This is a genomic window from Mesorhizobium qingshengii (assembly GCF_027563465.1).
Lineage (GTDB): Bacteria > Pseudomonadota > Alphaproteobacteria > Rhizobiales > Rhizobiaceae > Mesorhizobium > Mesorhizobium qingshengii_A.
The window spans coordinates 1-23,290 of record NZ_JAPFQA010000033.1; the positions used below are offsets into that span (position 1 = coordinate 1).

At 59.6% G+C, this 23,290-nt stretch carries 22 protein-coding genes and 2 pseudogenes; 6 read left to right on the forward strand and 18 right to left on the reverse strand.

What is annotated here, in order from left to right; genetic code table 11:
- From OOJ09_RS31030 to OOJ09_RS31080, 11 genes and pseudogenes are all read right to left on the reverse strand, one after another.
- Positions 1–384: SDR family NAD(P)-dependent oxidoreductase (locus tag OOJ09_RS31030; RefSeq protein ID WP_269908866.1), on the reverse strand; the 384-nt coding region annotated here is incomplete at its 3' end.
- Positions 385–480: 96 nt separating this feature from the next.
- Positions 481–1,641: a M20 aminoacylase family protein gene (locus OOJ09_RS31035; RefSeq protein ID WP_269908867.1), complete on the reverse strand. Its 1,161-nt coding sequence runs from the start codon at positions 1,639–1,641 to the stop codon at positions 481–483.
- Positions 1,638–3,149: an MFS transporter gene (locus OOJ09_RS31040; protein ID WP_269908868.1), complete on the reverse strand. Its 1,512-nt coding sequence runs from the start codon at positions 3,147–3,149 to the stop codon at positions 1,638–1,640. Before OOJ09_RS31040 ends, OOJ09_RS31035 begins: the two co-directional genes overlap by 4 nt.
- Before the next feature lie 219 nt (positions 3,150–3,368).
- Positions 3,369–3,515, reverse strand: a pseudogene (locus tag OOJ09_RS31045) (universal stress protein); the annotation flags it as partial.
- Between the two features lie 330 nt (positions 3,516–3,845).
- Positions 3,846–4,097: a hypothetical protein gene (locus OOJ09_RS31050; RefSeq protein ID WP_269908870.1), complete on the reverse strand. Its 252-nt coding sequence runs from the start codon at positions 4,095–4,097 to the stop codon at positions 3,846–3,848.
- Between the two features lie 187 nt (positions 4,098–4,284).
- Positions 4,285–6,405: a putative bifunctional diguanylate cyclase/phosphodiesterase gene (locus tag OOJ09_RS31055; protein WP_269908871.1), complete on the reverse strand. Its 2,121-nt coding sequence runs from the start codon at positions 6,403–6,405 to the stop codon at positions 4,285–4,287.
- A 518-nt stretch (positions 6,406–6,923) separates the two neighbouring features.
- A complete protein-coding gene (locus OOJ09_RS31060) occupies positions 6,924–7,121 on the reverse strand; it encodes a hypothetical protein (RefSeq protein ID WP_269908872.1) in 198 nt (65 codons plus the stop codon).
- A gap of 161 nt (positions 7,122–7,282) precedes the next feature.
- Positions 7,283–7,663 carry a low affinity iron permease family protein gene (locus OOJ09_RS31065; protein ID WP_269908873.1) on the reverse strand — a complete coding sequence of 127 codons (381 nt, stop codon included), beginning with the start codon at positions 7,661–7,663 and terminating at the stop codon, positions 7,283–7,285.
- 524 nt (positions 7,664–8,187) lie between these two features.
- Entirely contained in the window at positions 8,188–9,273 is a 1,086-nt protein-coding gene (locus tag OOJ09_RS31070; RefSeq protein WP_269908874.1) for a sensor histidine kinase, read from the reverse strand.
- Between the two features lie 95 nt (positions 9,274–9,368).
- On the reverse strand, positions 9,369–10,412 hold the full coding sequence (locus OOJ09_RS31075; RefSeq protein ID WP_269908875.1) for a sensor histidine kinase: 1,044 nt from the start codon (positions 10,410–10,412) through the stop codon (positions 9,369–9,371).
- The gene (locus OOJ09_RS31080) at positions 10,409–11,896 is read right to left on the reverse strand and encodes an ATPase domain-containing protein (protein ID WP_269908876.1); all 1,488 of its coding nucleotides are present in this window, start codon (positions 11,894–11,896) and stop codon (positions 10,409–10,411) included. The genes OOJ09_RS31075 and OOJ09_RS31080 overlap by 4 nt, the downstream gene beginning before the upstream one ends.
- 252 nt (positions 11,897–12,148) lie before the next feature.
- On the opposite strand from OOJ09_RS31080, the gene OOJ09_RS31085 reads away from it, so the two are divergent.
- Positions 12,149–12,898 carry a DUF4142 domain-containing protein gene (locus tag OOJ09_RS31085; RefSeq protein WP_269908886.1) on the forward strand — a complete coding sequence of 250 codons (750 nt, stop codon included), beginning with the start codon at positions 12,149–12,151 and terminating at the stop codon, positions 12,896–12,898.
- Positions 12,899–12,922: 24 nt separating this feature from the next.
- On the forward strand, positions 12,923–13,525 hold the full coding sequence (locus OOJ09_RS31090) for a general stress protein (RefSeq protein WP_269908877.1): 603 nt from the start codon (positions 12,923–12,925) through the stop codon (positions 13,523–13,525).
- A gap of 88 nt (positions 13,526–13,613) precedes the next feature.
- Here the strand turns inward: OOJ09_RS31090 and OOJ09_RS31095 are convergent, their stop codons facing one another.
- Together OOJ09_RS31095 and OOJ09_RS31100 are read right to left on the reverse strand one after the other, a co-directional pair.
- The gene (locus tag OOJ09_RS31095; protein WP_269908887.1) at positions 13,614–14,762 is read right to left on the reverse strand and encodes an alpha/beta hydrolase family esterase; all 1,149 of its coding nucleotides are present in this window, start codon (positions 14,760–14,762) and stop codon (positions 13,614–13,616) included.
- An 806-nt stretch (positions 14,763–15,568) separates the two neighbouring features.
- The gene (locus tag OOJ09_RS31100; RefSeq protein ID WP_269908888.1) at positions 15,569–15,889 is read right to left on the reverse strand and encodes a hypothetical protein; all 321 of its coding nucleotides are present in this window, start codon (positions 15,887–15,889) and stop codon (positions 15,569–15,571) included.
- Positions 15,890–16,345: 456 nt separating this feature from the next.
- Between OOJ09_RS31100 and OOJ09_RS31105 the strand changes: the two genes are divergently transcribed.
- Both OOJ09_RS31105 and OOJ09_RS31110 read left to right on the forward strand, forming a co-directional pair.
- Positions 16,346–17,416 carry a YihY/virulence factor BrkB family protein gene (locus OOJ09_RS31105; protein ID WP_269908878.1) on the forward strand — a complete coding sequence of 357 codons (1,071 nt, stop codon included), beginning with the start codon at positions 16,346–16,348 and terminating at the stop codon, positions 17,414–17,416.
- Positions 17,417–17,590: 174 nt separating this feature from the next.
- Positions 17,591–17,755 (forward strand): hypothetical protein, encoded by a 165-nt coding sequence (locus OOJ09_RS31110; protein WP_269908879.1) that lies wholly within the window; start codon positions 17,591–17,593, stop codon positions 17,753–17,755.
- A gap of 24 nt (positions 17,756–17,779) precedes the next feature.
- Here OOJ09_RS31110 and OOJ09_RS31115 read toward each other — a convergent pair whose 3' ends face one another.
- The gene (locus tag OOJ09_RS31115) at positions 17,780–19,888 is read right to left on the reverse strand and encodes a catalase (RefSeq protein WP_269908880.1); all 2,109 of its coding nucleotides are present in this window, start codon (positions 19,886–19,888) and stop codon (positions 17,780–17,782) included.
- A gap of 44 nt (positions 19,889–19,932) precedes the next feature.
- Positions 19,933–20,148, reverse strand: coding sequence for a hypothetical protein (locus tag OOJ09_RS31120; RefSeq protein WP_269908881.1), 216 nt, complete (start codon positions 20,146–20,148; stop codon positions 19,933–19,935).
- Between the two features lie 395 nt (positions 20,149–20,543).
- Between OOJ09_RS31120 and OOJ09_RS31125 the strand changes: the two genes are divergently transcribed.
- Positions 20,544–20,759: a hypothetical protein gene (locus tag OOJ09_RS31125; protein ID WP_269908882.1), complete on the forward strand. Its 216-nt coding sequence runs from the start codon at positions 20,544–20,546 to the stop codon at positions 20,757–20,759.
- A 272-nt stretch (positions 20,760–21,031) separates the two neighbouring features.
- Here OOJ09_RS31125 and OOJ09_RS31130 read toward each other — a convergent pair whose 3' ends face one another.
- Together OOJ09_RS31130 and OOJ09_RS31135 are read right to left on the reverse strand one after the other, a co-directional pair.
- Entirely contained in the window at positions 21,032–21,274 is a 243-nt protein-coding gene (locus OOJ09_RS31130) for a hypothetical protein (protein ID WP_269908883.1), read from the reverse strand.
- A gap of 38 nt (positions 21,275–21,312) precedes the next feature.
- Positions 21,313–21,612, reverse strand: coding sequence for a hypothetical protein (locus OOJ09_RS31135; RefSeq protein WP_269908884.1), 300 nt, complete (start codon positions 21,610–21,612; stop codon positions 21,313–21,315).
- Positions 21,613–22,212: 600 nt separating this feature from the next.
- Between OOJ09_RS31135 and OOJ09_RS31140 the strand changes: the two genes are divergently transcribed.
- On the forward strand, positions 22,213–22,710 hold the full coding sequence (locus tag OOJ09_RS31140) for a cupredoxin domain-containing protein (RefSeq protein ID WP_269908885.1): 498 nt from the start codon (positions 22,213–22,215) through the stop codon (positions 22,708–22,710).
- A gap of 325 nt (positions 22,711–23,035) precedes the next feature.
- Here the strand turns inward: OOJ09_RS31140 and OOJ09_RS31145 are convergent.
- Positions 23,036–23,290, reverse strand: a pseudogene (locus OOJ09_RS31145) (hypothetical protein); the annotation flags it as partial.

Consider the following 23,290-nt stretch of genomic DNA (forward strand, 5'->3'; position numbering starts at 1 on the left):
GACATATTTCAGGCCAAGCCAGCAGCCACGGACGTTGATGGCCATCACCCGGTCGAAGTCCTCGGTCTTCTGATCGACGATCGGCGCTACCTTTCCTTCAATGCCGGCGTTGTTGAAGAAAACATCGATCGTGCCGAAATGGTTGATGGTTTCCTGCACGTAGCGCTTGACGTCCGCCTCCTTGGAAACGTCGGCGGCAATGGTGATCAACTGTTCAGCCTGGGCTCCCAGATCCGTGGCCCGCCGTGTAAGGTCGTCGGCGGAGATGTCAACAATTGCGACCTTGCAGCCCTCGGAGAGGAATGCCTTCGCTGCAGCCGCGCCGAGGCCGTTCGCGCCACCGGTAATCAAGACGGTCTTGCCTGCCAGATCGGAATACGTCATGTTTCAACTCCTTTGATTGGAAGCGCAAACTCAAATCTGCCCCGGGGCCGACCTTGCTGCCAATTCCAGAACCGGATGAGCGAACCCGCCAACCGATCAGGCGAGATAGCCCTCCGTCAGCGCCACCCAATAGGCTGCGCCAACTGGCAGGATGTTCTGGTTGAAGAAATACTCAGGGTGGTGGACCATCTTGCCCGGGCCGCTGCCGAGAAAGCAGTAAGTGCCCTTCCTCTTCTGCAGCATGAAGGCGAAATCCTCTGAGGCGAGGAAGGACGGGCCGGGATAGATCACCTGATCCTTGCCAAAGGCGGCCTGTGCAATCCGGGCAGCCTTGTCGGTTTCGCCCGCATCGTTGACCAGCACCGCGCCGGGGATGCCTTCGCGGATTCGGGAGCTACACCCGAATGACTCCGCCTGATGGGCGACGATGCGGCGGATATTTCCGAGGATCATCTCGCGGTCCTCGGACGTGGTCGAGCGGATCGAAAAGCGCAGAATCGCGTGACTGGCCACCACATTACCAGCATTGCCTGCCAAGAACGCACCGATGGTCACGACTGCGCGGTTCGCCGGCGCGACGTTTCGCGAAACGATGCTCTGGATCGCCATCACGATGGACGAGCCTGCCACCACTGGGTCAATGGTCAGTTCGGGGATGCCGCCATGGCCACCCTTGCCGACGATCTCCACCTCCCAGTTGTCGACGGCCGCCATCATATCGCCGGGGCGGAAGTAGAACTTGCCTTCCTGGAGGCCCGGGATGTTGTGCATGCCAAACACGGCATCGACGGGGAAACGTTCGAACAGCCCGTCATTGATCATCGCCGGGCCGCCTTGCATAGTCTCCTCGCCGGGCTGGAAGATCAGCCGGACGGTGCCGTTGAAATTGCGGGTTTCGGCGAGACGCCTGGCCGCACCGAGCAGCATGGCGGTATGACCGTCATGGCCGCACAGATGCGCGATGCCGTCAACGGTGGACTTGTATGGAAAGTCGTTCTCTTCCTGAATTGGCAGCGCATCGAAATCGGCGCGCAGGCCGATCACCTTTTCGCCGTCGCCGACCGTGAGCGAGGCCACGATGCCGTTCTTGCCGATGCCCGTCTCGACCTCATACCCACCGAAGCCGCGCAATGTCTCGGCGATGAATTCTGAGGTCCTTGTCTCCTGCATCGAGAGTTCGGGATGGCGGTGCATGTGTTCAAACCATTCCCGCATCTGGGCGGCGCCAGCTTCCAGGTCACGGACGATCGTGTTCATGCCAGTTCTCCCGGCTTGTCGGGTGCTGCAGGTTCCGGCGGCATAGATGCACGTTCCACCGCCTTGCCCTTAGGCACGGTAATCAGAATCGAGAGTATGGCCGCCGCTACCATCACCACATTAGCCAGCAGTGCGAAGAACGCCGCCTCGCGCGCGGCGAGGTTTTCCTGATTGCCGGCAAATGTAATGACGCCTTCGATCCACTCAACGCCGTCGGGGTTGCCGGCGATCGCGGTGTAGATCGTGGCCGAGATCGCCACGCCGAAGGATGCACCAAGCGATGAAGCCATCTTATAGATGCCGGCGCCGGCGCCGGCCTGGTCCTCGGGCAGGTTCGAGAGCGCCGCGTCTGTGGAAGGCGTGGCGTAGAAGGCGAGCCCGAGACCGAACAGAGCGAAGGCTATCACAGCCAGCACGGTATAGGTGCGGAGCATCAGGTTCGTTGGCATCAACAGCGCGAGGGACAGCCCGACGATATAGCTGCCCCACAGCATCGGCTTGCGTGGTCCATGGCGTTGCAGCAGTTTTTCGCCGATCCGGATGAAGGCAAGAATGGTAATAGCATAGCCAACAGTGAGAAGTCCGGCCTTCTGCGCGGTCATCGCGCCACCCTGCTGCAGAACCAGCATCGCGACCATGATGATGCCTGCGGTGGCGTTGAGTAGCAGGTTCGAGATCGTGGCACCCGTATAGGTGAGGTTCCTGAACAGGCGGAATTGCACGAAGGCGTTGGGGTTGTGGTTCTCGATCCGAAAAAAGGCGATGCCAAAGATGACTGCCACCACTAGCAACCCGAGCGAGGCGAAGCTGGTCCAGCCCCATGCACCGCCCTGCGTGGCGAAGATCTGCAAGGCAACCATGGCGACCATGAAGGTGAGGACTCCCAGCAGGTCGAACTTGTAACCCTCTTTCGGGGGCGCCTTGCTTTCCGGAGTGCCGCGCACCATCAGCATGCCGACCAGCGATACCAGCGCAGCAATGACGAATATCCATCTCCAGCCTACATTTTGGGCCATCAGCCCGCCGAACAGGGCCGCAAACCCCGAGCCGCCCCACGAACCCATCGACCAGAGTGAAATTGCCCTCTGGCGCTCCGTTCCTTCCCAGTAGGCCTTCACCAGCGCCAGCGACGCGGGCATGATGAACGCGCCTGACAGGCCTTGACAGATCCGGCCAAGCATCAGGAACGTGCCACCAAGAGTGCCCGATGGAGCCAGTCCGACAAGCAGCGATCCAACAATGGAAAAGATGAAGCCCAGCATGACGATCTTCACGCGACCGATCCGGTCGGCCAGGCCGCCCATGACCACGATGAAGATCCCCGAAAACAGCGCCGTGATCGACACGGCAATGTTCATGAAAGACTGTTCGAGCAGGAGATCGGAAGCCATGTCGGGCGCGATATTCAGCGTCGTTTGGGCGAATAGCCAGAAGGCAAGGACACCCAGAATGATCCCATAGAGCAACCGGTCGTTGCCGCGGTAGGTTTCGACGGCAGGTTGGCTCATTGACGGCCCTCCTTAACAGTGTCGATCAGCCTTGCAGCCGAAGGCTATCACATTGGACGGCAATAGTATGTGTGCCGCATGACGGATCGGACTCGGGGGGATGCCGTGATTGAGCGAAGGGTGTGCTCACGACGATTGACGGTTAGCGAGTTCGCTCCGCGTTCGGACAGAAAAGGCCGGCAGAACACGCGGAGCCAATCCTTCCAATTTGATTACGTCTTATCTGATCACCAGCACTGGAATCGTGGCATGCATCATCACTTCTGCGGTCTGGCTGCCCAGAACATAGCGCCTTACGCCTCTCCGGCCGTGTGACGACATCACGATCGGCTCACACTTCTCGCGGTCCGCCACGTGTGCTGGATCGTCAGGCAGCTACAAGTACCTCGCCCAAAATCACGAGGTCGCGGACCTTGAATTCTTCCTGACAACGCACTCCATAAATCTGCATACCACCAGCTGGCGGTCTCAGTGGGATATTTGATGGAGTTGGAGCTGATATCGTCCCAGCTGCTTATGTCATCATCAGAACTGCCCACCAGGCGTCATTTAGATGTCGCGCAGGCTTTTCTGAGTTGAGCGCGTAAATGCAGGGCTTTTGGCAAACTGGCCAATGCCCTGCCAAACGCGGCGCGCACCATTTCAGCTGTGCCAACCTTCTTGAACCCTTGCGAGACGCAACGCCCATTGCAAGCCTCATGGCTTGCTCGTCTGCTCACCAGCAGCAGTAGCCGCAACCACGGCAGTAACCCGCTGCGCATGCTCCGTTGCGATCTTCAGCAGCGTTGCGGCAGTTTCCTGGGGCTTCCATCCCTGGGCTTCTGAAGCGGTCACCAATTCCGCGAACGCGGTTTCCAGGGCGACTTCACAGTTGGCCTCTCGATCGGGGCTGCCCTCTGGCAATATCGGTGGTTCAACGGTTTGAGACATGCACACAAAGACGCTCATGGATCAAAGGTTCCACGGACGGTGTTAATATGAGCCTTGCTTGACATCTAAAGGGAAACCTGGCGGAAGCGCGGACGATCTGGTCCTTCGGCCCGACCCGACCTGGCTCGAGCTTTCCGGTAGACCGTGGAGAGAGCATTCCACGACCCCATGATGACAAATCTTGCGGAGGACCGCTCCGGCCAGGTCAGGCGACCCGCAGCGTTCCCTTGCCGCCACGTTTGAGAGCCAATGCTGAGGCGTCACTGGCAGGCATTGCCTTGCCGAAATGGTAGCCTTGCCCGATCTCGCAGCCGGCCTCGTTCAAGCGTTCCAGGATTTCGGCATCTTCAATCCCTTCCGCGGTCGTCGGCAGGGCTAGGCTTTTTGCCAGGCCAATGATGCCATACACGATCTTCGCGCTTTCGGGATCGTCCTTCATCGATTGGATGAAGCTGCGATCGATCTTGATCTTGTCGAGTTTTAGCTCACGCAGGTGATAAAGGCTGGAGTAGCCGGTGCCGAAATCGTCAAGCGCGATCTTGGTTCCAACCCTCTGCAGAGACTGGAGAATTGTCTTCGCCGTCTGCAGGTCGGCCACGAGAGCGTTCTCCGTGATTTCTATCTCGAGCCGGTGCGGTGCGAAGCCGTGTTCGGAAAGCACCGCGAGCAGACGTATCGGGAAAAGCAGATCTGTCAGTTCATGCGGAGAGATGTTGAGCGAGAGCTTGAGATCGGCCGGCCACTCCTGTGCGTCGAGGCAGGCTCGCCGCAACATGGTGAGGGTGAACTCCGGCATCAAACCCAGGCGCTCTATGATGGGAATGAACACATCGGGTGCCATCACGCCTCTTTCCGCATGATGCCAACGCGCGAGGATTTCGAACCCGAGCAAGCGTCCGTCGGATAGTTCGATCAACGGCTGATAATGCGGCTCGATCTCATTGGCCGCCAGGGCAGCCTGGATATCGGCCTCGAGCGCGGCCAGCGCCTTCAGCTCGGTGTCCATGCTCTCTTCATAGAAGCGGAAGGTTCCACGGCCAGCCTGCTTGGCTCGATACATAGCGATATCCGCGGCATGGAGGAGAGCGTCCGCATTCAATCCGTCCGCCGGACAGAGCGCTATTCCAATGCTCGCGCCGACTTCGACCACTCTTGCACCAATTGAGACCGGCGCAGAGATCGCCGCAATGATGCGCTCCGCCAGGGCAATGGGCGTCTCGGTGGGCTCCCGCCCCTCGCGATCGACCTCACAGATGATCGCAAACTCGTCGCCGCCGAGGCGGGCGAGCGTGTCATGCATTCGCACGAGCGTCTTCAAGCGGGCTGTGATTTCACCCAGCACAAAGTCGCCAGCACTGTGCCCGTGAATATCGTTGATGGGTTTGAACCGGTCTAGATCGATCAACAGCACGGCAAAGTGTGCCTCGCCGCGATCGACGCGGCTCAGGGCCTTTTCAAGCTCATCGGCCAACACACGCCGGTTTGCCAGGCCTGTGAGCGCATCGTAGCGGGCCAGTGTCTCGGCCTGCGCCTGCGCCTCCTCGAGCGCCACGGCATTGTTTCGGAAAACCTCGAAGGCGGCGGCCATGGCGCCAATCTCATCGTGCCGGTCGACCTGGGGAATGACGACATCTCGATTTCCGGTGGCCAGCTCGGACAGAGCCTTTGTAATGGCGGCCAGAGGCCTTGATATTCCGGTGTGGATGAGCCAGGTCACCCAGCCGGCCAGGGCAAGTGCACAGGCAACGACGATTGCGAAGATCGTGCCCGAAGTATCGACGACATTGTCGGCGTGAAGGCCGGCTTCATGCGCTCGTGCAGCATTGACGTCGCTGAGCGTGTCGACCGCCTTGTCCGCAATGCCGTAGAGGGCATCTGCACGAAGCTGAAAGGCCGTAGAGGCTGCGCGCCGGCGGTCATCAGGTAGCGATATCCATGCGCGATGTTCGGCCGCCCATGTGTTCCACGTCCGATCGAAGGTTGACAGGAGGCTTAGCCCTTCGTCGGTCTTGTCCAACAGGCCATAGGCGGCCCTCTGGTAGGCTACCGATAGCATGTACCCCTCGGCCGCGGCCAATGCCTGGTCGGCTTGCTCTTGGTCCGCTGCCAGGACAAGCCGGGTTTCAGCCAGACGGGTCTCAGAGAGAAGATCCGCCATCTCTCCAAGAAGACGAGTGCCCACCACCCACTTGCGGTCAAGCGATTCCGTCAATCGATCCAGCACAAGCATCTGGACAAGCGCATAGCCACTGACGCCAACCAGCAGTGCGACCGAAAGCAGATAATACGAAACCAGACGAGCGCGAACAGATGATAATTTGAACATCTATGGTTCCGATTATTCTTGTCTATGAACGGTCGTATGGACAAAAATGAGCAACACGAATGGGTGTGAACAGTCCACTCGAATGGTTACGCAAATATTACTGGGTCGCCAGAAATCGCGCACAAGGATAATAACTGTTACGGGGAGCAGGAGACGACCTCAAAGCGATCGATGATGCATCGACAAAGACGCCCGCCGCCCCATTCACGGCAGCGGCGGGTCGACCCAGGTTTTTGGACCCGATCTTCGGCAGGCGAAACGAGGGAGAATCGCCTGTCGCAAACACCAACCCGTTCGTGTCACTAATGTTCCGATAGAAGGTAGATTGATCGACGAGTCATGCGGCCTTGCCGACAGGATCACACGCGCCGCGCGAGCGTGCGCGAAACGAAACCCATGTCTGCGACAGTCGCTGCTCCAAAGGTGCTCCATTTGCCTTTGCCAGGCCAAGGCCTGCCGCCGCATTGTTTCTGCCTTCCGCACTGCGGCGATGGCAACGGGCATGAAACGACCGTCCATCAAACAAACCGGTGGGCACGCGGCTTATTGTCGAGTTTGTTAGTACGCGAACTGGCAGCGGATCGTTCCACCGAAAGCCGCTGCTGCCGCAGCCGTGCCGTTTTGGCATTGCGAATTTCACGCTCTGCCTCGATCGCCAGTTTTGACTCGCGATCGGCTCGTTCCAACCGTTCTCTATCGACGCGTCGTTGGGTCATGAAAGCTCCATCGGCCAGAAGACCTCATGAATTCCGAACGGGCAAAAATGTTCCATACATCCGCGCGTAGACGACGCGCTCGGGGTGGTTTTTGGCCCCGCCCATTGCCGGCACGTCCCTGGCGTCGTCCGCAGGCACCTGACGGACGAGGCGATCGGGAATTATGAGACGGCGGTCGGAGGGGCGCCAAGTCGCGCGTCCGGCATTAAGGCGCTTGCGTCCGCCGCCTCCTTTTCCAGCCTGTCCAACTTTGCCTGGATCTCCTTTGGATCGGCGTGCTCCAGACCGACCACGTCGTTTCTGGCTTCGTTGAGAGAGACTATAAGCTCATCAAGCTTCGCATGGATGGCCGCGGTGTCTCGGTACCCCTGGATAAGGACCACGCCTGTAATCACGATGGCCGCAACCGACAGCGCATAGGTGATTACATTCGTTAACCCGAACGGCACCAGAGCGGTACACACCACCATCGCGACAATCATGACGTAGAAGCCTGGCGGACGAGACAGAAAATCAGCTGTCACGAAAAGAAGGCGGTTCATTGTGGCCGGCCTCCTTCCCGATGGTGCCGAACCTCGCAATCGCGACCACGATTAGTTGCAGACATCCGTCTATGCCCCCAGCGTGAAGAGGGCCGTGATAGCGACACAGACAGGCACTGCCAGCAGCAAACCTGCTTCTAGAAATCGGGTCTCTTTGTCCGGTAACATCAGAGATACCTCATGCATTTCGATGACAGGAAATCTCTCAGCGCCGAATGAGTTCCATTGCCAGCCCGCCATCCGAACCGCGCACAGATGGCAGGCCAGGACAAAGGCTCATGCCGGCTTGTGACGGCGCACGGTCGTCCGTTCGGGCCGGATCAGCCCCAAAAGCTCCAACGAGCCAAAGTGCGGAAACATTTCGGACGCACATCTATTCGAGAGGGTTCGATGCACACCCGCCAAGACAGCGCCACTCGCCGGCGCTTTCGGATACCGTGTCGAATCCTTCGTCAAACCAAACGCGGCCGATCTTGGAGAGCATTTCGGGCCGGCTGGCACTAGCGCCACCGTTACGCCGACCATCAGACAGTCGCGGCAGCGGAACGCCGGAACACGATCGTCACCTTCGTGCCATCGCCTGCGCTTGAACTGACATCGAATTCGGCCTTGGCGTTCTCCGTCAGCGAATGCGCGATGAGCGCGCCCAGCTTCCCGCGCTTGGGCCATGTCTCGCCTTCCGGCAGGCCGATGCCGTCGTCGGCGACGATGATGCGGCAGCCGTCGCCAGCAACAGTGCTGTGCAGGGTGATGGTGCCGCCCTCGCGCCCGCGAAAAGCGTGCTTTAGCGCGTTGGTCAGCAATTCATTCACCACCAGCCCTGTCGGCATCGCGACATTGATCGAGACCGGATAGGTATCGACTTTCATGTCAAGGCGAATGCCTTCGACCGCATGCGAGTTCATCACGGCGGAGGCGATCTGGCTGAGATACACACCGAGATCGACCTCATCCTTGTGATCGTCACCCGACAGTGTCTGATAGAGGATCGCCAGCGCGTCCACGCGGCCCGCCAGCCGCTCGAAACGCTTCTGATCCGGCTCGGTCGCGTTACGCGTTTCGAGGCGGATCAGGGCAGTGATCATTTGTAGATTGTTCTTCACCCGATGCTGCAACTCGCGCAGCAGCGTGTCCTTTTCTCGGATGCGCTCTTCCACGGACTGCGCATCCTCAGTCTCGCCATGCTGTGAGACATCGACCATCGCCACCAGCCGGAAGCAGACCTCGCCGTTGTCGTTCTCGATGACATTCGAATAGACGTCGACGATCGCCGGCTCGGACTCGGCCCGGTCTAGCCGGAACGTGCCGACGAAATCTGTTTCTTGGATCACGGCGTCGAACAGCGGACGATCTTTCTGCCGATGCAGGCCGGTGCCAGAAAGGGCCGCCCAATGTTCGCGAGCAAGCCTTGCCGCCTTCAAACCCGACAGTTTCTCGAATTCCGGATTGGCATAGACGACGCGCTCCGTCGCCCCCAGGTCCGAGACGGCAATTGCAATCGGCACCTGGTCGAGGAACTTCTTGAATTGTTCGCTCTCCAGCGCGCTGGCAAGGTCGGGGGTATCGAGCAATTGCTCGACTGCAGCGGCCTTCTCGGAATCGGATGTCATCGGCGGAGGCCTGCGTTCTGTTCGGTTGCCACCAGTATCAGCGATATCAGCAACCCGCCATGCCAAAGCGGGAAGCGGACATCGCAATATGCCTCTCAGGAGTAGGCTGGCACGAGTCGAGTATCGCGAAGCGGCAACGCCATCGTGAAATGCAGGCCATCACGGTCGTAGTTCAGCTCGACCTTGGCGTCACACTGGACTGCCACCACCTTCTCCAGCAACGTCGTGCCGAACCCTCGCCGCTTGGGCGGCTCGACCTTCGGGCCATCGTGCTCGCGCCAGTCGAGATTGACGATCTGAACGTTGCTGGCGCTGCCCACCGACCAACGCACGTCGAGCCGTCCGTGCGGGTGCGAGAGCGCGCCGAACTTGGACGAGTTGGAGGCAAGTTCATGGAACGCCATGCCAACCGGTATCGCAATGTCGGCGACCAACGCCACGTCTGGGCCTTCGAGCAGGATACGCGGCCTGTCGCGCGTCTCGTAGTGCCTAAGTTCGCCCTCCAGCAACTTCTTCAGCGAAGCGGTCTGCCAGTAATCGTCAGTCAGCATTGAGTGGGTATCGGCGAGCGACACGATCCTGGCCGAAAAGTCGCGCACGAAATCCTGGATGCTGCCGCTAGAGCGTACCGTCGCCCCCATCATCGCCCTCACATTGGCCAGCGTATTCTTGACGCGGTGATGCAACTCCCGGATCAAAAGTTTCTGCCGATCGGCGACCTCTTGCCTCTGCTCGATGTAGGATCTGACCTCCAATTGACGTGCCCTGGCGCGCAGGGCCGACCGCACCGAGTTGGCAAGGCTTGAAGCCAGGAAGGGCCGCTCAAGCACAATCAGGTAGCGATCGAGAAACGCCAGCCGCTTGTCGAATTCGGTTCCGCGCATCACGAGGAGCACGATCGGAAAATCGGACCATGCCGGTTGGTTGTTAAGCCATGATGCGAATGTGGCACGATCAGAACTGATCAAGGCTTCCTCGGCAACGACCAGACACTGCGCTTCCTCCAGCAACGGCACGGTCTCTTCAAGCGACGCACAAATACGAGTGCAAATCTGGCTGGTCGCCAGGATCGATGCAGCGATCTGGGCGTCCCGCCCCAAAGGAGCCAGGATCAGGACTTCAGGTTTCATTGGCATCATGATGCCTTGTCACTCAGCAGATCGGATTGTTTGCCTTCGAAGAAGGGAACTCCGGTCAGAATGCCCCTGAACTGATCAAGTGGCTCGCCGACAGAAAGACCCTGGCTGCTGATCCTGAATTCCCGGATCGTATCCTCATGCGAACCAACACGCTTTTTGACCACCGATATTGCCCTTCGAAGACGTCCACCGCTCTCGAAGAAGCGCAATAGCATCACGGCATCGCACAGGTAGGTCATGTCCACCGGTGTCGCCATCTGGCCGATCAGCCCATGGTTTGCCAGCAACAGGATGGTGACCACGCCCTTCTGGTTCAAGTAGGTCAGGATCTCATGCATCTGCAGCACGAGATGCTGCTCTTCCGACATGGCATTGAGATAGCCGGTAAGGCTGTCGATGACGACGATCCGGACGTTGGATCTATCCACGCCGGACTGGACGCGCGCTGACAGCTCACCGGGCGAAATCGCCGCCGGATCGATCTGTTCGAGCAGCAGGGTGCCGTCTTTGACGAACCTCTTGAAATCCATGCCAAGACCGGCCGCTCGGGTCAGGAAGATACGCTCGGTCTCGTCGAACAGAAGCACCTGCACGCGCTCGCCACGAAGCAACGCAGCGTGACAATAGGTGCAAGCGATCGTCGACTTGCCCACTCCTGACGGTCCCATCAGCAGCGTGCTCGTGCCACGGTCAAGGCCCCCTCCGACAAGCGTGTCAATAGAGCTTTCACTCAGTGCCGGCGCTCCGTGCTCGGCTTCCTCATGCTCGCCAGCCACGAGCCGGGGAAATACGCTGACGCCGCCCTGCCGGATGACGAAATCGTGGAACCCGCCGCGGATTTCCACGCCCCGCATCTTGATGACACGCAGGCGGCGTCGCTCGCCACCGTAAATGGGCGACAGTTGTTCCATGCGGATAACGCCATGACTTATGGAATGCAGATTGAGGTCATCATGTTCGGCTGTCAGGTCGTCAAGCAGCAGTACGGTGGCGTTGTTGAGGAGAAAGAAGCTCTTCAGCGCCAGGACCTGGCGGCGATAGCGAAGAGAGCCCTGTGACAACAGCCGAATTTCCGAAAGGGAGTCGAACACAACCCTGTCAGGTTTCATTCGTTCGATCTCGGCGAGTGCGGCCTGCACCGTTTCACCAAGTTCGAGATCCGAGGAATGGACAAGCGTCTGCAGTTGTGACGGGTCGAGGCTCAATTCCGGTGGAACCAACTCCAGGATTTCTATGCCCTCGAGGTCCCAGCCATGACGGCTGGCTACCGAGGTTAGTTCCCGTTTGCTCTCGGAAAGTGTGATGTAGAGACATCGCTCTCGATTGCGCGCGCCTTCGATCAAGAACTGAAGGCCAAGCGTGGTCTTGCCGGACCCAGGTCTCCCTTCGACGAGATGAGACCGAAACTTCGCGTATCCCCCTCTTAGCACATAGTCGAGGCCTGCTACGCCCGAAGCTATTGGTGTTGCATCGTCCCGGATCACGCTGCCCCCTTTTGATACCCTTAGGGACTGCGTAACGCCGTGGATTTTCAATGGTTCCCCCGACAGCGAGGCCGGTTGATGGTTATCCGTCACCCGCCATGGCGCTGCGGCCGGTTCGATCCAACGGGTATCGCCGGGATCAGGCCGCACGCGAAAAATATCCAGCCCTGTTTATCGCCAATCGCCTGGAACAAAGGCGACGGGCGCAGATTAGGTCGACAGCACATGTGTGCCCAAACAAGGAACGATCGTATGAAAACTCGCCTAATGCTGGCCTCGCTGGCCGCAGCCACAGCCATGGCTTTCACACTGCCCTGCTTCGCCGCCGACAGCGCGCAAGACTTCGTCGACAAGGCCGCGGCAGGCGGAATGTTCGAAGTTGATTCGAGCAGGATCGCCGAAGGCAAAGCACAGGATCCAGGCGTCAAGGACTTCGCGCACAAGATGATTGAAGATCATGGCGCGGCCAATGCCAAGCTGGCAACGATCGCCGGCGAGCAAAAGCTGAAGGTGCCGACGCAACTGGATGCGAAGCACAAAGGCGATCTGGACGCTCTGCAAAATGGCAAGGATCCCTTCGACGGATCGTACATCCAGATGCAGCGCGATGCCCATTCCGACGCCGTGACGCTGTTCGAGAGCTATGCCAGGGACGGCGACAACGCCGAGCTAAAGACGTTCGCCCAGGAGACCGTGCCGGCACTCAAGACGCACAAGGACATGATCGAAAAAATCGCGGCGGCCCTGGACACCAAGACGTCGAGTTCAGAGACGCCGAAGGTTACGGTCGGCGACACGCCCGATGCGACCCCTCCCCTGTCCGGCGCGAACAGCTTCACCGAGGACCAGGCCAAGGGCCGTATCCAGGATGCGGGCTTCTCGGATGTCTCGAAGCTGACAAAGGACGATCAAGGCATCTGGCGGGGACAGGCGAACAAGGACGGCAAAAGCACCACCGTGGCGCTGGACTACAAGGGCAACGTCGTTGCCGGAACCAAGTAAAACAACGATCAAGGAGATCAAAGCATGAAAACGGTAACCGGACTTTTCGACAACTACGATGATGCCTCCAGCGCCGTCGCCAAACTGGAGGCCAGCGGTGTTCCGCATTCGGATATCAGCATCGTCGCCAACAACGCGAAAGACCGCATCGATAACGGAGGCTCCAAGGCTGCAGACGATGCAGCCGGCGGCGCAGGCCTCGGCGCCGTGATCGGCGGAGCCGGCGGACTGCTGGCAGGGCTTGGCTTGATGGCCATACCTGGTGTTGGCCCGGTCGTGGCCGCTGGGTGGCTGGCTGCCACCGCGGTTGGCGCTGTCGGTGGTGCAGTCGTCGGGGGCGCCGCAGGGGGGCTCGTCGGCGCCCTCACGGATTCCGGCGTCCCTGAAGACGATGCCCATGTCTATGCAGAGGGAGTGCGTCGCGGCGGCACATTGGTAACAGCCAAGGTCGACGAACAGTTGGCTCCCAATGCCGAACGGATTTTGGACCAGTCCAATTCCGTAAATCTGGAAGACCGCAGGGGCGAATACCAGGCTGGCGGCTGGACCGGCTTTGATGCTGACGCGGAAAGCTACCCGACAAATGAAATCGGGCGCGACCGCAACCGCGACGTCAATCGAGTCTAGTTGATAAGACCTCCCGGTCGAAACTTCGAACTTCGTCCGGGAGGCTTTTTGCATGCGTATTATGTTCTCGAGGGCCGGGACATCCTGGCTAACGCATCAGCCCGGCTGCGCGCAAAGCGTCCTCTATCACCTTGGAAACACCTGTGACCGAGCCGGCTCGACGGTCGGGCTGAGGTTGCGCGACGCGCGCTGCCCGCACATTTTCCGCCGGCGTATAAGGGAGCAGAGCCGTTCCCGATGCGGGTCGTCTCGGGGCCGTCTCGACATCAGGCTCACTGGGATCGGTGAGTCCCCAGAAGCCGGCGATCCGGCGTGTTGATGATATTCCTACATCCAGCATGAACGGCGCTGCGACGCCCAGGCCATCATCACCCGACGTCTTCAGGGGCGTGCCGTGGCCCATGCCGGCGATGGTGTATGTTTCGATCAGTTCGTTGCCATCAGCATCACACCACACCTGTCGCATGTGCCCATCGACGGTCTCTTTTCGCGTTGGGCCAGCGTCCACGCCGTGTACCCCTTGCCACTGGGCAAGGATGGAATCGGCATTGGAAGGCGCCACAGTATTGTCGGCCGTGCCCTGCCAGATTGAGATCTTTGGCCAAATCCCTTCGTGCGGGGACGCGGCGCTCAAGCGCTGCTGGAGCCCTGTCTTCGATGGGCCGCCATGGCCGCGCATGCGATCGAAAGCCTGGGGGATCGTCGATGCGCTGCCATAGGCAAGTCCTGCAACAATCGCTCCGCCGGCGAACACGTCTGGGTATGTTGCCAGCATTGCCGTCGCCATTGCTCCTCCGGCGGAGAGCCCGGTGATGAAAACGCGCCGGCGGTCGACGCTATGCCTCGTCACCATGGCTTCGATCATCTGGCGGATGGAGAGCGCTTCGCCGCGGTCGCGTGTTACATCTTCAGGCACGAACCAGTTGAAGCAGAGACTGGGATTGTTGCCGCGCTGCTGCTCCGGAAAGAGCAGCGCAAACCCCTGTTCGGCCGCCAGCTTGGACCACCCGGATCCATGGTCGTATCCATCCGCAGTCTGCGTGCAGCCGTGCAGGACGACAACCAACGCAGCTCCACGCGTGAGATTCTCAGGAACGTATGAGCGCGCGCCCAAGGCACCGGGATTGGATCCGAAACCAGCTATGTCGGACAAGCGGTCGTCGTGGCGTTGCGGTGAAAGAGCCGTTCGGCCCTGCATTGCGGTCAGGCGAGTGATTGTATCTGAGATGTTTCGCAAATCGAGATCCTTGACCGCCAGGGTGGCGAAAACCGCGCACAATGCACGTTCAAGCAACATCGTTGCTGCACTGCACAATAACAAGCTTACGTAGGGTCAGGCAACCAGGGCATGAGGCGCTGACCGAGCTTGGCATCGACTGGGCGAAGGAACCAAAGTCGTGGGAGGAGCTTCATGCATTGAGCGCCGTGACGGCGCGCATCGGACATCCAGGAGGACGAAATGGGCTTTTTCAGCAAGGTGTTTTCGGGTCTGACCGGCAGAAGAGCGGATGACAAAAAGGAAACGGGAGACATGCGCAAGGCGACAGGCGCGGGGCCCGCTCTCGCGGCACACTCCAAGGACGCAAGAACCTCCGCTGCCACCGGACAAAACCCGCAAGCCGCCAGGAAGAAAGTGCCCAAGTGACGACGGAAACGCGTTCGACTCCGCCATGCCGAACGTTCATTCGGTCAGCTGAAAGCGAACTGCCCTGCTGAGCCAGCTTGATTTCCATGAAGCTGGCGGCCGACAGTTACCTACACGCAAACACAACCCGGCCTGATCACATGGGGGATCGGTCCTGCGAGTTCTTGTTATTCTTCATCGATGCCGAAGCACCAGAACAAAGCCCAGGATACGGATCACGAGGCGATGCATCTCGCAGAGACTACGGACGTATCGCCCAAGCAGGCGAAGGATTTGGTGCGCGAGCATGGCGGCGACAAGAAAAAGGACGCCGGAACGGCAAGGAATTTCAAGGCTGAGGGCTGGCGGCCGCCCCACGCCCGCCAGCAACATGCAGGCGTAGAGGCAGTCCGCTCTTGTTATGACCTTTGGCTGTCTTGGATATGGGTAGAAACCGCCGGGCCAATTTCCTCGTCGATTGCCTTTGTGATGTACTCCTTCAGGTCGCCTACCTCATCCCAAATGTCTTCAGCGGCGATGCCTTTATCTTTGGCATCCGCAATGCATTGGCTGGCCAGTTCTTGCGCGGCGTCGACGCCAACCGGCACGATGGTGGGCTTCTCGATTAGGTGCTCCTCGATCCAGTCTCCTACAAAATGCGCGGTGCGGTTGACCATGAGGTCGGCATCTTCGGACAGGTCCGCCTCGCCCTTTGGATCATGCTCGGTCGACGTATTCATGCAACTCACCGCTTTGATGGACTTATTCTCAAACGCCCGTCTACCGTCAAAGATGCACTGGGTTGGCGATAATTTATTGTCATCCGCGTATGCCGATCCACCTGCCAGGCGACCGCTTCGACGTCAGGGGAACGGGTGTCCCGCCCCCGCGTTGTCAGTCACGCTTCGGAAACAGGTTCAAGGACGTCAGGCGGCGGGCGATGAATGACTTAGTGTTCAAGACATCGGACAAAGCACGCCTGCGCGAATGCGCCACGGCGCTGCGCGAGGTTACATCGGCCAACGGAGTCTGCGAGTTTCTGGTCGGCTGGTCGCGCGCCAAACCCGCGTGCCACCATCCATCCCCTCGCCAATTGATGCCGGTAGCTAGACCTCGCCGGGCCAAAAAGGCCTTTGTCGCGGTGGCCGCCCTTGCGGGCGTCCTGTCTGAACGCGCTGCTGAGTAGGCGCGACCAGGTGGCTTCGAAGGTGAGGCAGAACCAGCAGCTGCCCGGCAAGGGCTCCTCCTTGATCGATGGAGAAGCGGCCAGTCGCGCTGCGTCCACCACAGAGGCCAGTAAGGCCAGCCTGAAATCCGAGCAAGGCGAGCGTGGGCGCGACGCGGCCTGGCCATCGCAGATCCCGGCGCTCGGCTGGAAAGATATCTTCTGGCGGCTGTGGGAAGAGTTCAACAAGGACCGGGTGCTGCTGGTCGCGGCCGGCGCCACGTTCTATCTGCTGCTGGCGCTGTTTCCGGCGCTGGCGGCGTTCATCTCGATTTATGGTTTTGTCGCGGATCCTGTCACTGTCGCAGACCATGTTGCCTATCTCGGCGGATTGCTGCCATCAGGCGGCCTCGATCTCATTCGCGGCCAGTTGCAGGCATTGGCCAGCCAGAAGCCGGGCGCTCTTGGCACCGGCTTTTTCGTCGGCCTCGGTATCGCCCTATGGAGTGCCAACAGCGGAATGAAGGCGCTCTTCGACGCCATGAACATCGCTTATGAGGAACGCGAGAAGCGCAGCTTCATCACCCTCAACCTGATGTCGATCCTGTTCACGGTCGGAGCCTTGATGATCGGCATCGTCCTGTTGCTGACGGTGGGCGTTGTTCCTGCATTGCTGCGCTATTTCTACCTGGATGGGTGGACGGAAGCGCTTGTTGCGGTGTCTCGCTGGCCAATATTGGTGGGCGCGATGCTGACCGGCATCTCCCTGCTCTACCGCTTCGGTCCAAGCCGGGAGCGTGCGAAGTGGCGATGGCTCAGCTGGGGAGCTCTCATCGCGACAGCGGTGTGGATCTCAGCTTCATGGCTCTTCTCGTTCTATCTGCAGCATTTTGCCAATTACAACGCAACGTACGGATCGCTTGGCGCGGTCGTCGGTTTGATGATGTGGACATGGATTTCAGTCGTCATTCTCATCGCCGGAGCAGCCGTCAATGCCGAGATGGAGCACCAGACGGCAGTGGACTCCACCACGGGCCCGGCGCGGCCGATGGGGGAGCGCGGTGCAGTGGTTGCCGACACTCTAGGCAAGATTGCGGATTAAGGCGCCTCACCAGCCCGTCGCGGATCGCCGCGTTGTGTCTCGTCGCGTTTTATGACAACTCGCTAATGGGTGTCGAATTGGCGATCGAGGGAACCGTTCCGAATGGGAGACCAATGGGGTCTCCGGTGATATAGCTTGAACACATCTGGAGCGTCTAACGCGCGACGAAACGGAGTGGCAGTGGCTCTTGTGCAGCCCGGCGTCGATCATTTGAGAACGATCGGCTGCATGATGGCAGTCCTTCAAGCCTCCTATGTCGGTGAGGGCGTCTATCTTGCCACCGGCTTCACGATCACCACGGAAATGCGGCTGGACTTGGCTGTGCCAGGTGGGCAGTGAGCACAGCCAAATCCGATTGCAGGGCTAGCCCAGCTTGACCTTTGGCTCACGTGCCCACCAGCGCAGTTCACCGAGCCTGGTGACGAACCCCGCGACATCCTTGACTGACGCGAGCTGGACAACCGCCTCATCCTCGACCACGCCCGCCTTCGACAGCAGCGGCGCTGCCGCCTCGACGAAGCCGATGAATTTGCAATGCGCGAAGGCGTCCGCGACAAAGTCGCGGGCCGTCGATTCCTTCAGCAGGTCGGCCATCGCCGGCTTTGCAGGCAACAGCGCAACCGCGTCGTAGAGCACCGAAGGTCCGCCTGCAATCATCTGCTGTGCGTAGATCCAGCTGCCGTCGCTCGCCGTGGCGCCGCCGACCTTTGGCGCGATGATCTCGAAGCTTGCGCCGGCTTTGGTCAGCACCTGCACGATCGCCTTCAGCAAGCCGGCGTCCGTGCCGTCGGTCACCAAAATTCCGAGCTTACGGCCCTCGAATCGACCGGGGCCGTTCTTGAGAATGCTGAGCGAGTCCAAAGCACCGAGGTCACGGCGCGTCGGCACAGCCGCATCGGCCGGCTTCGGCATCGCTTTCAAACCTAGCGCATCCGCCACCTTGCCGGCCAAGCCGTCATCGATGTTGAGAAGGTGGGAAACGATGCGCTCGCGGATGACAGGCGTCTGCACCTTGCTCAATTCGAAGGTCAGGGCGGCGGCGATATGGCCTTGCTCCACGGGGTCCTGGCTGATGTAGAACTGGCGCGCCTGGCTGTAGTGGTCGGCAAAGGTCTCCGACCGCAACCGCGCCTTGGGTCCCGCTTCGACTTCAGCGAACGACCGGAACCCCTTGGCCGGCGATTCACGCGGGCCTTCGTCCCATGAATTCGGCTGATAATTGGCGCGGCCGACCGGGTTGCGCATTGCCATATGCCCATCCTGCTGGAAGTTGTGGAAGGGGCACTTCGGTGCGTTGATCGGAAGGTGGGTGAAGTTTGTGCTTCCAAGCCGTTTGATCTGCGTGTCGAGATAGGAGAAATTCCGCCCCTGCAGCAGCGGATCGTTGGAGAAATCGACCCCTGGCGGCACGTTCTGCGTCATGAACGCGACCTGCTCGGTCTCAGCGAAGAAATTGTCGGGCATGCGATCAAGCACCAAGCGCCCGACCGCGATCGGCGGCAGCACCTCCTCGGGAATGAGTTTCGTCGGATCGAGGATGTCGAAGTCAAAACTGTCGGCGAAGGCCTGGTCGAAGAGCTGGAGCTGCAGCTCCCACTCAGGGAAGTTGCCAGCATGAATCGCGTCCCATAGGTCGCGACGATGGAAGTCGGGGTCGGCACCGTTGATCTTGACCGCCTCGTTCCAGGCAACCGACTGTAGGCCAAGCTTTGGCTTCCACAGAAACTTGACGAAGGTCGACTCGTCCTTGGCGTTGAGCAGCCGGAACGTATGGACACCGAAACCTTCCATAAAGCGCAGTGAGCGTGGTATGGCCCGGTCGGACATCGCCCACATGATCATGTGCATGCTTTCGGGGGTGAGCGAAATGAAATCCCAGAAATTGTCATGCGCGGTCTGCGCCTGCGGGAAGTCGCTGTTCGGCTCCGCCTTCGCGGCATGGATCAGGTCGGGAAACTTGATCGCATCCTGGATGAAGAACACCGGGATGTTGTTGCCGACAATGTCCCAGTTGCCCTCCCTGGTGTAGAGCTTTACGGCGAAGCCACGCACGTCCCGCGCGAGGTCGGCGGAGCCCTTGTTGCCGGCAACGGTCGAGAAGCGGACGAAAGCTGGCGTCTTTTCACCAGCGCGCTGGAAAATATCGGCCCGCGTGTATTTCGCCAGCGATTCATAGGTTTCGAAGTAGCCGTGGGCGCCGTAGCCACGCGCGTGGACGACGCGTTCGGGAATGCGCTCGTGATCGAAATGGAAGATTTTTTCGCGGAAGTGGAAGTCCTCGAGGGTTGTCGGACCACGGGCGCCGATCTTGAGCGAGTTCTGGTCATCGGTGACCGGTCCGCCCTGTGCGGTCGTAAGCACTGGCGTCGAACCGGCTGCGACCTGGTGCAATTCCCCACCCTCGCCGCGGTTCAGTTTCTGATCGTGGATCGTGGCGGACAAACTTGCCGATCTTGATACTTGCTTCGCCATGCCGGGAATTCCTTGAGGTTAAACGCGCGGGCTGCGCTGGTTCCTCAATGTCCCGGATGGCAATGCGTTCCGTGAAGGTTTCCCTCGGCGATCGAGCCCCGACGCTTTGCCGGTTGGACCTTCATCTCGTCGATCGGGTCCTGCATTTCCGGGCCGAGCCGATCGATAAGCGCCTGGATATCGAGCATTGTCGACCTGTAGCACGCCGGATGCCCACAGGTGATGACGAGCGACTCGTTGGCGGCAACGGTCTTTGGCATGGCGATCTCCCTTGAAGGGTCGCCGCAACGGAGGACTATATTCCTCGTATGGGTCTCGACGGCAACGGAATGCAACGATGCGGCGATGAGCAAGCCGCACGTAAAGTTCTGCGAAAAATTGAAGGCACTTGGCGGATCCAAGTAGCTAGCTGCCGACCGTTTGGGGGCGGCACCGGCCGCTCCCCAGGTCGTTGCGGCCTGTTTCACAGGACTTATGCCCACGCCCGTCCGAGAGGAGCTAGACAGTAACACCCGATGAAGCCCTCGCTGCACGCCATGCGAGAGGGCTTCCGTCCCGCATCAAGCCGGCTACGTCATTTAGGTGCATTTATCTTGCATCCGGGACGGTTTCACAATTGTCCGGGCTTCTTCGTCATCCTTGCGAGGGAACAATTATGCAGAATGGAAAAACGCTTCACTTCGTGCTTCTGGCTTGTATTTCTCTTTTTCTCACCGAGGCCGCCTTGGCGAAAGACGCCTACAAGACACCTTGCAGGGCGGACGCCAAGCGGGTGTGCCACATGGACAATGACGTCAAGGCGCAGGCCTGCCTCAAACAGCACCTCAGCGAACTCACGCCGGCTTGCAAAGCCTTCCTCACCAAGAAATGAAGCCAGGACGCGACGGCTTGACGGAGTATTAGCCGGGCTAAATGTTTGTGTTGCGGCAGGTCTTGGCCTATCCATTGCCTGCTGAAGATTGCCCGCGTTCTCCCCCGAGGCGCGGGCTTTCAACTGCCCGATGACCAGGCGGTGACAACTTCCATCGTCAGCGTGTTCGACAGCCGCACTGGCGGACGATCCTGAGCCACCAAGAGAGTCAAAAGAAGAAAGGCCGCCCGAGTGAATGCAGATGGGACGGCCTTCTCAAAACACAGCGGAGCTTAGTAGGCGTTCTTGGGAGCGGCCTTCTTCGCGGTGTGCTTCTTGTGCTTCACTGGGCACTTGTGGTTCTTGGTCACCTTGCAGGCCTTCTTGGCGGGCCTAGCGCGATGATGAAGGCGATGTTGGTTCGTCGTGGCAGCGGCAGGAGCAGCGGTCGTGGCCGCAGCCGCGTCGCCGAGAGCCGGCATCGAGAAGGCGAGAGCAACGGCGAGACCGAGGGCGGAGAGAACGGTTTTCTTCATAGCGTCATTTCCTTCTTATGCGGGTCGGAATTTGAGTGTCACTGATCCGGGTCGATCGGCGTCACTCCAAGCAGCTTCAGAGCGTTTGCGAGCATCCGAATTCCCTGTGCCTGCTTCTTGTTGGCGCAGAACCGGTTTCCCTTTTTCTGAAGTGCTTTTGCCGCGGTGACCTGCGTTGCCGTGGCGTGGGTTTCGAGGGCTTCGTCAACTTGGCGGCTGAGGTTGCTGCAACGCTCGGCCCGGGTGATCGCCGCCTTTGCATCGGATACCCCAACCACGGCCGTGACGAGCGAAATGCCGAGCAACGCACCCATCAAGCTGATCGAGATCCTTTGCATCGCTTGTCGTAAACCCGAGCAAGTGCTGCAGTGCTGCAGCCGATGAACTGACCCTCCAGTCAATTATGCGCTCGATTGTTTTCTGGAGTTTTTCCTGCGTGTTTCTGGATTGTGTCTGAGTGGCTGCGGGCAAGCTTTGCCCCCTCATGGGCATGCTTGGACGAAAGGGGCAGTCACGACTTGACCGAAGCGATAATATGGGCCCCCCGACCAGACCGATGAGGAACCCGAGCGGCCCCGTTGTGAAGATGCCGAGCACCGGCCCCTGATGCGATTCAGGGGTGAATATCACCGGCCCGACAACGCGGCATGTGGGCGCAAATTCGAACGTTGGTCGCAACGACGGCGAAGCCGGCATTCATCGAAGATGGTGACATGTAGGCTCGCAGAGAAGCTCTTATTGGAATCTCAGCTGGCTAGCCGCCCTTGCGTGAGGGACACAACAAAGCAGCCAATTGCTCAACGAGTCCGATATCCACAAAGTTGCCAGAAATCGTGCGAGTGGCGGTTTGATTTAGCGCAAGGACAATGGCGACGGCCTCGAGCAGCATGAGGGCTCAGGATATAGCGCGATCCAGCCACCGTCCTGAAGGAGATATCATGAAACGCACATCGAGAAGAGCAGCGCTCGGGCTTGCTGCCGCAATGCTGATGGCCGGCGGTGCCGGCGCGGCCCAGGCTGCCTCGACTATAAAGGTCTCGCTGTGGGACAAGGGGGCGAACGTGGAAATGCCTACGGGGCTTGCTTTTGCAACGCCCGGAATGGATCACGCCAAAGCGACCATGGGCATCAAGGCTTCGCCAAGTGCAGTGAAAGCTGGCGAGGTCACATTCAATGTGAAGAATGACTCCAAGGACACCATTCACGAGATGATCGTGATGTATATGGCCGATCCAACCAAGCCGCTTCCTTATGTCGATGCGGAGAACCGGGTCGACGAAGACAAGGCTGGCGACAAGGGCGAGGTTTCAGAACTCGATCCCGGCAAATCGGGAACATTGACCGTTGATCTGAAGGCTGGAAAATACCTGCTTATCTGCAACGTTCCAGGTCACTACGGTGCCGGGATGTGGGCCGAATTCACTGTCAATCCATAGTTCCCTAAGGCCCGCCGCCCCGTTCAAGGCAGCGGCGGGCAAGCCCCTAGGGATTAACGGGTATACCACCTCTACTATCCGGGCCGCCCCCTTCGCGCTGCTCGTAGAAGAGTTGCGCCATACGCCTTGTTGGACTCCAGGCTTGGCGTCACCTGTGGTGAGAGGCTTGACGCAGGGCTACTCGGCGAAACGATTGCGACTTCCTGTCTTACCCGATGACTGCTGAGGCCGTGATCCCACGGTGCAGGATATTGCTCCGACTATCCGTCGATCGCTAAGGAGCGTGAAAGCTTACGGTAGGCGTAGATTTGCCTCTGGAGCGTTGCTATTGTCTGCTCGGCCGTCGCGACGGCATCAGCACCGGCGAGGAAGCGACGTCGCAGTTCAGGCTCCGCTTCCAGCGTATAAGGGCTTGCGCCAGCTTTGCGGGATCACCGCCTTGTGTCCCATTGGCGCCGGTCCAGAACGCTTCCCGCTGAGCACGCCGCTCTTTGTAATCAGAGACAGTCAGTTCGGCATACTGGGTGGACTCGTGGGTCAGCAGCTCGGTGCGGGGCAATCGACTAGGCGATACGGCCTG